Source organism: Flagellimonas sp. 2504JD4-2 (assembly GCF_053642935.1).
This window is the reverse complement of the sequence record NZ_JBSIOV010000002.1, coordinates 122,562-135,492: the sequence shown is the minus strand read 5'-3', so window position 1 is coordinate 135,492 and position 12,931 is coordinate 122,562. Positions and strand designations below refer to the sequence as shown.

The following is a 12,931-nucleotide window of genomic DNA, read 5'->3' as shown; positions in this document are numbered from 1 at the left end:
TTGTCAATGTGTTTATTCTATCGTCAAACTTTGTTTGAATTCCTCTACAACTGCAAAATAACCCAATGGAAAAGCTTCAGGTCTGTTTACATTGTCAAAGAGCAGGTTGTTGTCCAATCCGGTGACATCAAAAATATTGCCTCGCACGGTTGCTGCCGGGGTCTCAAATACACCTCCGTCATTTTGGGTTTGCTCTACAAGCAAGTCCATATAATTAAAAAACTGCTGATCAGCACCCAATATGCTAATCTCCACTTGCTCACCAGCTTCTAAATCCTTCTGATAGAAATATGAGAATTCAAATTGTTGTCCATCAATAAATTGATCATCAAGTGCCAGAAATTCACCAAAACCAAAATCAAAAACATAGTAATTTTCGATGTCTTCAATATCGGTAATGGTTATTTTAATTTCTGTATCATCCTCATCAAATAAAGTTTCATCTCCTTGCTCTAGATCGTCAAAGGTCACCGTTTTGGAATACGGAGTCCTAGCAGCGTATCTCCTGCCTTTATGTTCCACTATCAAAATGAATACGGTTCCAGGTAATAGTGAAGAAGTTCTTATGCGTTGATCTGCATCAAACGTAGGGTCCGGAATATAAATTCCAGAACCGGGAGCCGATTCGGCCAAAGAAGATGTAGCCAGGTTTTCCAGTATCTCGGGAGCATTTGGTCTTGGCTGCCCAAAAATTATAATGGCATTTTCAAGTTGGGTTACCGGGGTCTCCTCAAAAAAGTTATTGGTTTCGGTAACTTTTACTTCTACAGGGATAAATTCGAGACTTTCATCAACTCTCAGTAATCCGTTTACAATCAGCCGAGGTTCAGTGGTGGGTACTTCGACATCAATAACATCCTCGCATCCCACCAGGGCAACCAATAATCCTATGATCAAATACTTGTACCTCATATCAAAACTTAAAATTATAGGTTATCGCAGGAATAATTCCAAAAATGGAGGTCCTTATGGCCTCATTTCGGCCCGTATCTTGGTTCTGCCTAAAATTGATGGAAGCAGCATTCATTCGATTGTATACGTTGTAAACGCTAAATATCCATTCCGATTGAAAAGTCCGGTTTGGTTTTTTCTTGTTTTTGAGGGTTGCCGATATATCCAGTCGATGATAGTCTGGCAATCTAGTTTGATTGCGTAACCCAAAGAAAGGAACCACCAAGCCCTGAAACTCAAACTGACCTATCGGATAATTGGTGGGTTGACCGGTCTGAAAAACAAAATTGGTGTTGAAATTCCACCTGTCGTTCAAATCATAACTGCCATAGAGCGCTACATCATGGGTTTTATCAAAAGGAGTGCTATACCATTCCCCAAAATTTATTCCCGTCTCTTGGTTGGACCGACCATTGTCGAAGGTTGGGACCCTACCCGGAGTTCGTTGTTCTGAACGGGAGAGTGTATAGGCCAACCAACCTTGAAAACGCCCCTCATTTTTTCGAAACAACAGTTCTAATCCATAGGCTCTGGCCTCTCCGTTCAAGATGACCTGTTCGATGGCATTATTGGCGATTAAATCTGCACCATCAATGTAATCGATTCGATTTTCAATATCCTTGTAAAATCCTTCCAATTCCAAAGTGAACTCTCCACTTTTAATATTCTTAAAATAACCCAGGGCATACTGATTCAGCAATTGTGGCTCGACAAAGGGTCCACTGGGGGTCCAGACATCTAAGGGAGTAGGGGAGCTTGTATTGGACAATAAATGAAGATACTGTGCCAACCTTGTAAAGCTGGCTTTGACTGAGGTATTTTCATTTATGGTGTATGCCATGGAAACCCTTGGTTCCAGATTGGTAAACGTGGACAGGTTTTGCCCCCTTCCGGGATTGATGGTATCTATAGGCACCGCCTCTCGATATACCAATTGAAATGGGTCGAATACCACAGGTTGGTCATTTTCGTAGACAAATAGCTCATCTTGCCCCAATCTGTTAAAAAGACTGACTCTTAAACCATAATTTACACTTAATTTTTCCGTGATTTTCTGCTCAACATCAACATAAGCTGCGGCTTCGTTAGCATATTTTTTGGTAAGCTGTTCCTCCACAATTCCTGAATCGGGACTATTGGGCTTTATTTTACCTGGATTAAAGACATAGTAAATATTATTAAGCCCGTAGTTTACTTGAAATTTATCGTTGATGTAGTGTTTCAGGTCATATTTAAGGTTGAAATTCTGAATTCCTGAATCCCATTCAAACCCTACAAAATCCAGTTCCAATCCATAGAAATAATCGGAGTAGATTAGGGAAAGATTGGAGAAGAGTTTATCCGAAAATAAATGGTTCCATCTGAAATTTCCAACAGCGTTCCCATACGTATTTACAAAGCTTTCGTTGATACTGAACAAATCACGACCGAAGTACCCAGAGAGGTAAATATTGTTTCTATCGTTGATTTTATGATTGAATTTGGTGTTGAGGTCGAAGAAGTATGCTTTGTTGTCCACATCGAAGAGTGGGAGGAACAAATGAGCATATGATGCTCTTCCACCCACTAGGAAAGCTGTTCGGTCCTTAGTAATAGGACCTTCAACCAAAAGCCTACTGGCAACAGCTCCGATACCACCATTGACCTCTAAATCCTTGCTATTTCCTTCTTTCTGAAATATCTCGAGCACAGAAGAAACCCGTCCGCCATATCGTGCAGGGATTCCACCTTTGAAAAGCTTTACATCTTTGATGGCATCAGGATTGAATACCGAGAAAAAACCGAACAAATGTGAGGAATTAAAAATAGTGGCCTCATCCAACAAAATAAGGTTTTGGTCAGCAGCTCCTCCACGTACGTTGAACCCTGATGACGCCTCACCAGCGCTGGTTACCCCTGGCAGGAGCAAGAGGGATTTAATAACATCGGCTTCGCCAAGTACGACTGGAATTTGCTTTATGGTCTGCACAGCAAGGGTATTCACACTCATTTGAGGTTTTCTGATATCGAGCTGTTTAGCGTCATCGGTAACTACAACCTCTTCCAATTCTTCAGCTTTTTCGCTTAAGTTGAAATCTCTTTTGATATCCCTTGTTAGGTTGATGGTCTCCTGAACGTCTTGATATCCCAAATAACTTATGGTGATTTCATAAGTTCCTCTTGGGAGAGTAATGGAATAGAAGCCATATTCATTGGTTGTAACTCCAGTTTGTAAGCTTGGAAATGCAATGGTAACACCAATTAGTGTCTCGTTGCTACTTGCTTCTGAAATGGTGCCGCTCAGGGTGTATTTTTGTTGAGCTTGTAGTAGGTTGAGGCTAAGAAAAAAGAGTGGGAGGGTGAATAGTAATTTTTTGAGCATAGCAGCTATTTTCTTAAAAGTACACATTGGATGTGAGAAATAAAAATGGTAATAATGACGCTTATTCCAACGTCAACAATTTTGTATCAAACTCACCTATGGCAAAGTACCCGAATGGAAAGTTGTTCGAATCAGTAGTATTGACAATGTTTCCCCTGATATTTGCCGGAGGAACTGAAAATGGACCATCTCCCGTGTCCTCTCCAGATTGGATCAACGCAATATTGGCATAGTTGGCAAAATCTTGGTCTATGCCAAAAACAGTAATGGAAAGTAAATCACCGGGGCCGACATCTTCGTAGAAATAGGAAAATGTCAATTGGCTATCTTGGAAAAATTCATCATCAATCACCAAAAAGTTGCCGAAACCAAAAGAGAATAAATAATGGTTTGTCTCACCTGGAATATCGGAAAAGGTTACCTCAACCTCAGTCTCATCCTCATCAAATAAAAAACCATCCCCTTGCACAACATTATCAATAAGCGGGGCATGATACATTTGTTGGGTGGCAGTATACACTTCGTTGTCATAGGTAACCACCAAGGTATACTCCCTATTGAACTGTAACTCAGGAAAATTGATTCCAAATACACCTGGTTCACTTTCGACAAGGTTGAACAATTCTCCCGTTTGCTCATCAATGATGGTCACACTTGCATTTTGCGCAGGTGCAACTTCGTCAGCAAAAAAAGGAGCGGTCAGCGTAAGTTTGACTTGCCCTGCAACAAGAGGATTACCGCTATTTTCATTATATCCCAATAAGGCATCAATGACCAACCTGGAGTCCGAAGTAGGTAGATCCAAACTAATGGCTTCTTCACAACTTGAGCATACCCAAAGGAAAAGAACAAAGAATAGACCGTACCTCAAACCAAGTGTTATTGAATATAAAAGTCTAAAATAGACGTTCATCATTTCAAAACAACACAAAATTTAACAGTTTCTTGGCTGAAACAGTTTAGGCTATGGAATCCAAAATTGTGTTCAAGGTGTTGCTTGGGCGCATTGCAGTGGAAGCTTTAGAAGCATCTGGAAGGTAGTATCCTCCTATATCCATAGAAGTTCCTTGCGCATCAATAAGTTCTTGGGCAATTTGCCCCTCACTCGCATTTAATGCTTCAAAGACTTTAGCAAAAGTGGATTTTAGCGAAGCGTCAGCATCTTGATTTGCCAACTGTTCTGCCCAATACAGTGCTAAATAAAAGTGACTCCCCCTTGTGTCAAGTTCATTGACTTTACGAGAAGGAGACTTGTCGTTATCCAAGAATTTCTCGGTTGCTTTGTCCAAGGCATCTGCTAAAACAGCCGCTTTTTGGTTTTGATATTTCTCACCAAAATGCTCAAGGGAAACTCCCAATGCCAAGAATTCTCCCAACGAATCCCAACGAAGGTGACCTTCTTCCAAAAACTGCTCTACGTGTTTTGGAGCGGAACCACCAGCACCGGTCTCAAAGAGACCTCCACCATTCATCAAAGGAACTATGGACAACATTTTGGCACTTGTACCAACTTCAAGAATCGGAAATAAATCAGTCAAGTAATCCCGTAATACATTCCCTGAAACAGAGATAGTGTCTTTACCCTGCTTTATACGTTCCAGCGTGAACTTGGTTGCTTCGATAGGGGATAGGATGCGAATATCCAATCCATCCGTATCATGGTCTTTCAAATATTCATTGACCTTGGAAATCAATTCCCTGTCATGGGCGCGTTCCTCGTTCAACCAGAAAACTGCTGGGGTATCGGTAGCCTTTGCTCTTGATACCGCCAATTTCACCCAATCTTGGATCGGTGCATCCTTCACTTGGCACATTCTCCAAATATCACCTTCATCAACCTTGTGCTCGATAAAGGTTTGGTTTGAACTGTTGCTCACCACCTTTACAGTTCCTTGGGTTGGAATTTCAAAGGTTTTGTCGTGCGAGCCGTATTCTTCGGCTTTTTGGGCCATAAGACCAACATTGGGGACAGTTCCCATGGTGGTCGGGTCGAATGCACCATGTTCTTTGCAGAAATCGATGGTGGCTTGGTAAATTCCAGCATAACTGCTATCAGGAATAACGGCTTTGGTATCTTGAAGCTTTCCATCTTTGTCCCACATCTTCCCAGAATTTCTGATCATGGCAGGCATGGAAGCATCTATAATGATATCGCTGGGAACGTGAAGATTGGTAACACCTTTGTCGGAGTTTACCATGGCCAAATCCGGTCCATTTTCTATACCCTCGGCGATCGCTTTTTCTATAGCGGTTATTTCACTATCTGGAAGCTCTTGTAGTTTATCGAATAGACTTTCCAATCCATCATTGGCATTGATGCCCAAGCGCTCAAAAGTATCGCCATGGGTCTCAAATAAATCTGAAAAGTATGCCTTAAGGGCATGTCCAAAAATAATGGGGTCTGAAACCTTCATCATGGTCGCCTTAAAATGAAGCGATAGCAAAAGCCCCTTTTCCTTGGCGTCAGCTACTACATTTTGAAGGAAGTTTACCAAAGCTCTTTTGCTCATCACCGTGGCATCGATAATTTCGTCTTTTTGAAGGGCAATTTTGTCTTTCAAGACAGTGGTGTTTCCATTGGCATCGACCAGTTCGATTCGAACGTCGTCGGCATTCTGCATGGTGGTCGACAGCTCATTGCTCCTGAAATCACCTTCCGACATGGTCGCCACATGGGTTTTGGAATCAGATGCCCATGCTCCCATGGTATGTGGATTCTTCTTGGCGTAATTTTTAATAGCTTTTGGAGCTCTTCTGTCCGAATTACCTTCACGGAGTACTGGGTTAACGGCGCTTCCCTTTATTTTGTCATATTTTGTCTTGATGGCCTTTTCATCGTCAGTCTTAGGCTCGTCTGGATAATCAGGTAGCCCAAATCCTTTTTGTTGCAATTCCTCGATAGCTTCTTTAAGCTGGGGAATAGAGGCACTAATATTGGGCAACTTAATAATATTGGCCTCTGGAGTTTTGGCTAATTCACCAAGAAGGGCCAGATCATCCGACACTTGCTGTCCTTTTTCCAAAAACTCTGGAAAGACGGCCATGATTCTGGCTGCAAGGGAAATGTCCTTTGTTTCAATCTCAATATCGGCGGTGTTGGTAAATGCTTTTACAATGGGCAAAAAGGAAAGTGTTGCCAAGGCGGGAGCCTCGTCGGTCTTCGTGTAAAAAATCTTAGCCATTAAGGTATTTTTTTAGAGCGGTGCAAATATACAATTTATGGCTGTTGCGATACTAGCAGATTTTGCTAAAAAATGGGATGGTTTTTTAAGGAAATGCTAAAAAACAAAAGCCATATCTATGTTTGCACATTGATATGGCTTTCTGAAAAGGGCTAAAAGACATCATTTTGTGTTGCCACAAAACCGCAACCATTGGCTGCGTCCGTTGCCCCTTTGACGTTTACTCAACACTATGTCCTTAATTTTTCAACTAAACAACATTTTGCAAAGTGTCTAATGGATTCCTGAACTCTATCAAAACAGAAAATTGCTCTCCCGTTCGCACATAAAGCCCATTATTTCTTCCTTGGTTCTGCCGAGGCTTCCCCAGTTTCGAAATTCCTTTTGTGATTAGTAGTGTTACCAATTAAAAAGGGAGTCATTAGTTTAAAGAACGTCAACTTTAAATTCGAAACATCAATTTGATATAATCTCCTTCATATTTCTTTGACTAAATTAGGATAAAGTCTGAGATATCCAAATTTTGTAAGGAATTAAAAATCAACATTATATGAACGATGGTTATTAACAATTGTTCATAAAAAAAGCACCTTGGAAAAAGGTGCTTTCTTGTTGCGCTATAAGCGGGTGTATTACTTTCTAACTTCTTTTATACGGGCTTTTTTACCGGTAAGTCCTCTGAAGTAGAAGATTCTAGACCTACGCACTTTACCTTTCTTGTTTACCTCGATACGCTGAAGTGCTGGCATGTTTACTGGAAAAATTCTTTCCACACCAACAGTACCTGACATTTTACGGATGGTAAAGGTTTCGGTTGCCCCAGTTCCTCTTCGTTGTATCACTACACCTTTAAAGAACTGTGTTCTTGTTTTTTCACCTTCCTTAATTTCATAATAAACTGTGATAGTATCACCAGAAGAAAATTCAGGGAAGTCTTTTTTTGGAACAAATTCGTCTTCGACAAATTTTATTAAGGATTCCATTTTGCTGTTTTTTTAAAGTTTTAACAAGATCAACTTTCACGGATTTCGTCAGAGGTTAATTTTGCGATTGCAAAAGTAATGCAATATTTAGAAATGGCAAGATGTTTTTACGTTTTTTGAACGGGTTTAATCCATCCGTTGTTTTTTAACATAGCGAACCGCAAACAAAAGAAGTCCAATAGCAAATAAGGTATTGGGCAATGGACCTATAATGCTCAATAGTTTTGTTGCTTGTACGAGTGATTCGCTACCATCCCTTGCTGCCACTTGGGTCCACACAATATTGAAAATGGAAAAAAGAAGAATGGAAATGCTTCCGATCAGCATTAATATTGTTCCAATGTTTTTGTGTTTTACCACAAGTACAATGCAGGTTATGATAATCAATAGATTGGTAATGCCATATAAAAGGCTTCCTATGATGTAACTTATAGAGTCGCTATAATCCATAATTAATGTAATAAATCAGGTCGTTTTTTTGTGGTTCGCTCCAAAGCTTGCTCCTCACGCCACTTTTCAATTTTTGGAAAATCCCCACTCAATAAAATCTTGGGGACCTCCATCCCTTTATAGGTCGAGGGTCGTGTATAGACCGGGGGAGCCAATAGATTGTCTTGGAAAGTATCGGTGAGCGCAGAGGTTTCATCATTTAAGACGCCCGGTAGCAAACGTATTATGGAATCACTCAGCACTGCTGCTGCAAGTTCCCCTCCCGAGAGCACATAATCCCCGATGGAGATTTCACGGGTGACAAATAAATCCCTCACACGTTGATCCACTCCTTTGTAATGACCACAAAGGATGATCAAGTTTTTTTTGAGGGAAATCTCATTGGCCGTTGCCTGGTTCAAGGTATCGCCATCTGGCGTCATATATATAACCTCATCATATTCCCTTTCCTTTTTCAACTTAGATATGCACTTATCTATAGGTTCAATCAGCAATACCATACCGGCTCCACCACCAAATTGGTAATCATCTACCTGTTTGTAGTTGCCGGTGGTATAATCCCGGAGGTTATGGATATGGACTTCAACCAATTTCTTCTCGATGGCTCGCTTTAGAATGGAAGCTTCGAAAGGACTCCTTAAAAGTTCTGGTAAAACGGTAATGATGTCTATCCGCATGAAAGCAACAGTTTATAACAACACTTAAGTGTTGGACCAAAAATAATGAAGATAAGCTTCATCCTTGGTCCAGCCCAATCTTTCGTAAAGTTTTTGTGCAGGATTGGTAATTGCCGTCTCCAGAGCAAGACCTTTGTGTCCTAGTTCTCTGCAATGTTCTTTGGCTTTGTGCAACAATGCTTCCCCAACCCCTTTTTTTCTAGCCTCTGGAGAAACAAATAGATCATTTAAGATAAAAAATGGTTGTAAGGAAACGGATGAAAAGGTGGAGTAAAGTTGAGTGAATCCAACCGGCTTGTCTTTGTCTACAGCCAGGAATACAACGGTTTCATACTGCGTGAAACGTTCCTTTAGGAAACTACGTGCCGCATCCAAATTGGACTGTTGTTCATAAAATACCCTATAGGCATCGAATAGGGGAGTTATCAATTCCAAATCCTGCAAGGAAGCTTTTCTGATTTCCATGCTCAAAAGTAATTATTAGCGGAGCAATGCTCAACTTTAGTTGAACGGACGTAAATTAGGGATGAAACTATGGGAGCGAAAACCGCTATTTGTTTTTTTGCTTGTTCAGCTCGTCCTGTAATTGACGACTGATTTTTTGTTCCCGTTCCAAAGCACGTCTGCGGTGTTGTTCATACTCTTTTTCCAAATCTGCAAGAGCCGTTTTCGCCTGATGGGTAAGAAAATTGCTATTTCTGAATTTGTAAATGAAAAACAATAGGAACAATAACAAACCTAAGATAATGGACCAAAGAATAAGCTTATACGTTCCTTTGCTCACCAAGGCCCCGAAAAATGACATGCTGTCTTTTTCTTCGCTTACATTTCTTAGATTATTCGTTGTATCCTGCAATTTGGCATTAAGGTCCTCTATCTCTGCTTTATTACTGGTGATGGTCGAAGAGAGGTTCTTAATCGTGGTGTTGGCCGTATTAATGGAATCGAAAATGTTGTTCTTTATCCGATATAGGTCGCCTATTTTAATTACCTCATATCTAAAACCGTTGGCCCTATAATTGCCTCCCTTTCGTTCCAGTTCTTCAAATTGCGCAACCAAGGTATTGTCCTTTTCAGATTGGGCATCCTGTTGTTGTGCAGTTGTGGTATAAAAGGTGGTTAGTAGGGTTAGGGTAAATAGAATTCTCAAACATTTCATGGTTAATGCGCGTTTAATTTTGATTAAGGGTAGGGCGAAATTACGCCAATAAACTAAAAATCAAAAGAAAATCGTGAATACTCAACTCCTAAACCGAAGAAATTTTAGTCTAGTAATACGTATACCTTCTTACTTTGGCAATGTACTTGGCCAACCTTATCACTTGATGCGAATAGCCATATTCATTATCATACCATATATATAGTACTATGCTTTTCCCATCAGAAGAGACCAAAGTGGCCTTGCTATCATAAATCGATGGGGCAGAGGCGCCTACAATATCCGAAGAGACCAATTCATTGCTCAACGAATATTTTATCTGTTCAACCAAGTCTCCCTCAAGTGCGTATTTCTTTAAAATAGTATTTATGCTATCCTTGGAGGTCTTATTCTTGACTTCTAGGTGTAAGATTGCTAAAGAACCATTGGGTACAGGAACGCGAATTGCATTGGAGGTCAACTTTCCTTTTAATGAAGGAAGTGCTTTGGCAACTGCCGCTCCTGCTCCAGTTTCGGTAATCACCATGTTAAGTGCAGCTGCACGGCCACGGCGATATTTTTTGTGCATATTGTCCACCAAATTTTGATCATTGGTATAGGCGTGTATGGTTTCCAAATGGCCTTTCTTGATTCCAAGAGAATCTTCGATTACCTTAAGCACAGGCGTTATGGCGTTGGTAGTGCACGAAGCTGCTGAGTAAATTTTTGTTTTATCAGGGTCAAATTCTGAGTGGTTTACACCATGAACAATATTCGGAACTTCCTTTCCTGGCGCGGTCAATAATACTTTGCCAGCTCCTTTTGCCTCTAAATGTCTTGACAGAGCCAATTTGTCCCTAAATGCACCAGTATTATCGATGATCAAGGCATTGTAAATGCCATATTTGGTATAGTCTATCGACTCCGGTTTATCGGCAGTGATGAACTTTACCGTGGTACCATTAATGATAAGTGCCTGGTTTTCCACATCAATATCCACGGTGCCCAAAAATTGACCGTGAACGGAATCTGTCTTAAGAAGGGCTGCTCTTTTTTCAAGAATTTCTTCGTTGATTTCACCTCTTACTACAATTGCTCGCAATCGAAGCTGGCTTCCTCTTCCAGTCTTTGCCATCAGTTCGCGGGCAACCAGTCTACCAATCCGACCAAAACCATATAAGACCACATCTTTTGGCTTGATTTCTTTGGAAGACTGGGCATCCTTCAATTTTTCCAAGACAAAGGCCTTGACATTTAAATGGTTATTATCATCTGAGTGATATTCATAAGTCAACTTACCAATATCCAATTTGGCTGGAGGAAGGCTTATATCGTTAATGGCCCTTAAAATTTCAACAGAGTCAAATATGGAGATCGGTTTTTGCACAAACTCCCCGGCATACTCATGCAGGTTGATAATGTCACTGACATTTTTATCAATAATTTGATTTTTGAAAAGCACTACTTCTATGGCTTTGTCATACCACAGATCACTAATTATTTTAATGAATTCCGTTGTGGCTTTTCTTCTATCCGCTTGAAAAGCTAGTTCCTTTTCGTAAGACTTAATATCACTCATTGATTTTGGTTGAAGGTGTCTTTAAATTTTCGGCAAAATTATATATTTCAAACGTTTTCGTAAAACAATGTTGCAAAAAAAATGACACCTTGTTTAAGGTGCCATTTTTGTTATGTTTTTGGAGTTCCTATTGCAGAATTAGGCGTTCTTTTTCACCTTTTTCATTGATCATGGTAAAACTGGTTCGTCCATATTTGGAGATTTCACCAAAGTGTTCTTTCGCATCATCGATGTTGTCTATTTCGTTTCCATCAACGGCTACGATGATTTTGTTTTCAAGACCATATCTTTCATAACCTTGGGGAACATCTATAATTTTTACTCCTTTTTTGGTTCCGTAAGTTCTCTTGTCCTTATCAGATAGATTCTTAACTGTAAAACCTGTAGCAGGAAGAATAGTAGTCTGATCCTTTCTCAAGGTAACTTTTCTTGTAAGCCTTTGACCCAAACGTTCAACGGTCACATTAATAACATCACCTGGTCTCTTAGACCTTAAGTATCCGGTTAATTCGGAAAATTTACGCACATTAATATCATCCACTTTCTTGATTACATCGCCTTTTACCAATCCAGCAGCTTCAGCTCCCGAATCTTCGGTAATTTCTGAGATGTAAACCCCTTCAATTTCATCTAGTCCAAGTTCAGTTGCGCTTTGGGCATTAAGATCACCTCCTCTGATTCCCAATAGCCCTCGCTGTACGTTTCCAAATTCCATGATATCCTCGACCACTTTTTTGGCGATGTTACTAGGTACAGCAAAAGAATACCCTACGTAAGATCCGGTCTGGGATGTGATTGCCGTATTGATTCCAATAAGGTCTCCATTGGTATTGACCAGGGCACCACCACTGTTTCCAGGGTTTACTGCGGCATCGGTTTGAATAAAGGACTGTTGTCCTACCGTTAATGATCTGGCTTTGGCGCTAACTATTCCAGCCGTTACCGTCGAGGTCAAACTAAATGGATTTCCAACCGCCAAGACCCATTCTCCTACCTTGGCATTATCAGAATCACCGAAAGCCAGGTAAGGTAGTGGTTTATCCACATCAATTTTGAGAAGTGCAATATCTGAACTTGCATCCGCCCCAATAACTTCTGCTTCATATGTTTTTTTGTTGTTCAAGGTAACCTCCAACTGACTTGCATTGGCTATTACATGATTATTGGTAACGATAAATCCGTCAGGAGAGATAATTACTCCTGACCCGGTCCCGATCTGAGGAGTTTGTTTGCGTTCAAACCCATAAAAGAAATCGGCAAGATTGTTATTACCTCTGCTTGCACTCAAATTTTTAACGTGCACCACCGCGTTTACCGTTTTTTCGGCCGCAATGGTAAAATCAACCTCATTGATTCCAGCACCTTTAGCCGATGTGGCCAAAGAGCTTGTTCTAAGGAATGGTGTTTCCCCAGCTGATTCGACAATTTGATACGTATCTTTTTCAAAAAATAATTTATATGCTCCTAACGTAATTGCCCCTGCAAAAAGCGATACAAGGAACAAACTGGCTATTTTCTTCATATTTCAATAATAATTTAACATTCTGATTCAACAAAATTAAATGAATTCGTTTTTGACTTGGTCGGTTTAACTCGTTTTTAACTACAA

Annotated in this window: 11 protein-coding genes; all 11 read right to left on the bottom strand. The window is 40.4% G+C overall.

The annotated features are described in order from the left end of the window. Positions 1–12: 12 nt before the first annotated feature. The 11 genes from ACULLH_RS07310 to ACULLH_RS07260 all read right to left on the bottom strand — a co-directional run bounded on the left by ACULLH_RS07310 (position 13) and on the right by ACULLH_RS07260 (position 12,844). Entirely contained in the window at positions 13–912 is a 900-nt protein-coding gene (locus ACULLH_RS07310; protein WP_454088088.1) for a DUF4249 family protein, read from the bottom strand. Between the two features lies 1 nt (position 913). Next, positions 914–3,313, bottom strand: a complete 2,400-nt coding sequence (locus ACULLH_RS07305; protein WP_454088087.1) for a TonB-dependent receptor — start codon at positions 3,311–3,313, stop codon at positions 914–916. 61 nt (positions 3,314–3,374) lie between these two features. Next, on the bottom strand, positions 3,375–4,184 hold the full coding sequence (locus ACULLH_RS07300; RefSeq protein WP_454088086.1) for a DUF4249 family protein: 810 nt from the start codon (positions 4,182–4,184) through the stop codon (positions 3,375–3,377). Positions 4,185–4,272: 88 nt separating this feature from the next. Beyond that, on the bottom strand, positions 4,273–6,495 hold the full coding sequence (locus ACULLH_RS07295; RefSeq protein ID WP_454088085.1) for an NADP-dependent isocitrate dehydrogenase: 2,223 nt from the start codon (positions 6,493–6,495) through the stop codon (positions 4,273–4,275). A 632-nt stretch (positions 6,496–7,127) separates the two neighbouring features. Next, positions 7,128–7,478: a 50S ribosomal protein L19 gene (gene rplS / locus ACULLH_RS07290; protein WP_454088084.1), complete on the bottom strand. Its 351-nt coding sequence runs from the start codon at positions 7,476–7,478 to the stop codon at positions 7,128–7,130. Between the two features lie 126 nt (positions 7,479–7,604). After that, a complete protein-coding gene (locus ACULLH_RS07285; protein ID WP_454088083.1) occupies positions 7,605–7,928 on the bottom strand; it encodes a hypothetical protein in 324 nt (107 codons plus the stop codon). A 2-nt stretch (positions 7,929–7,930) separates the two neighbouring features. Further along, a complete protein-coding gene (trmD, locus tag ACULLH_RS07280) occupies positions 7,931–8,605 on the bottom strand; it encodes a tRNA (guanosine(37)-N1)-methyltransferase TrmD (protein WP_454088082.1) in 675 nt (224 codons plus the stop codon). A gap of 24 nt (positions 8,606–8,629) precedes the next feature. Further along, positions 8,630–9,070: an N-acetyltransferase family protein gene (locus ACULLH_RS07275; protein WP_454088081.1), complete on the bottom strand. Its 441-nt coding sequence runs from the start codon at positions 9,068–9,070 to the stop codon at positions 8,630–8,632. An 85-nt stretch (positions 9,071–9,155) separates the two neighbouring features. After that, positions 9,156–9,764, bottom strand: coding sequence for a tRNA (guanine-N1)-methyltransferase (locus ACULLH_RS07270; protein WP_454088080.1), 609 nt, complete (start codon positions 9,762–9,764; stop codon positions 9,156–9,158). Positions 9,765–9,873: 109 nt separating this feature from the next. After that, the gene (locus ACULLH_RS07265; RefSeq protein WP_454088079.1) at positions 9,874–11,322 is read right to left on the bottom strand and encodes a glyceraldehyde-3-phosphate dehydrogenase; all 1,449 of its coding nucleotides are present in this window, start codon (positions 11,320–11,322) and stop codon (positions 9,874–9,876) included. Between the two features lie 127 nt (positions 11,323–11,449). Further along, positions 11,450–12,844: a S1C family serine protease gene (locus tag ACULLH_RS07260; RefSeq protein WP_454088078.1), complete on the bottom strand. Its 1,395-nt coding sequence runs from the start codon at positions 12,842–12,844 to the stop codon at positions 11,450–11,452. Between the last annotated feature and the right edge of the window lie 87 nt (positions 12,845–12,931).

What these genes read in the sequence shown, in the direction of transcription:
- trmD (WP_454088082.1), bottom strand. Translation starts at nt 8,605, where the DNA reads ATGCGGATAGACATCATTACCGTTTTACCAGAACTTTTAAGGAGTCCT.
- ACULLH_RS07285 (WP_454088083.1), bottom strand. Translation starts at nt 7,928, where the DNA reads ATGGATTATAGCGACTCTATAAGTTACATCATAGGAAGCCTTTTATAT.
- rplS (WP_454088084.1), bottom strand. Translation starts at nt 7,478, where the DNA reads ATGGAATCCTTAATAAAATTTGTCGAAGACGAATTTGTTCCAAAAAAA.
- ACULLH_RS07260 (WP_454088078.1), bottom strand. Translation starts at nt 12,844, where the DNA reads ATGAAGAAAATAGCCAGTTTGTTCCTTGTATCGCTTTTTGCAGGGGCA.
- ACULLH_RS07295 (WP_454088085.1), bottom strand. Translation starts at nt 6,495, where the DNA reads ATGGCTAAGATTTTTTACACGAAGACCGACGAGGCTCCCGCCTTGGCA.
- ACULLH_RS07305 (WP_454088087.1), bottom strand. Translation starts at nt 3,313, where the DNA reads ATGCTCAAAAAATTACTATTCACCCTCCCACTCTTTTTTCTTAGCCTC.
- ACULLH_RS07275 (WP_454088081.1), bottom strand. Translation starts at nt 9,070, where the DNA reads ATGGAAATCAGAAAAGCTTCCTTGCAGGATTTGGAATTGATAACTCCC.
- ACULLH_RS07310 (WP_454088088.1), bottom strand. Translation starts at nt 912, where the DNA reads ATGAGGTACAAGTATTTGATCATAGGATTATTGGTTGCCCTGGTGGGA.
- ACULLH_RS07265 (WP_454088079.1), bottom strand. Translation starts at nt 11,322, where the DNA reads ATGAGTGATATTAAGTCTTACGAAAAGGAACTAGCTTTTCAAGCGGAT.
- ACULLH_RS07270 (WP_454088080.1), bottom strand. Translation starts at nt 9,764, where the DNA reads ATGAAATGTTTGAGAATTCTATTTACCCTAACCCTACTAACCACCTTT.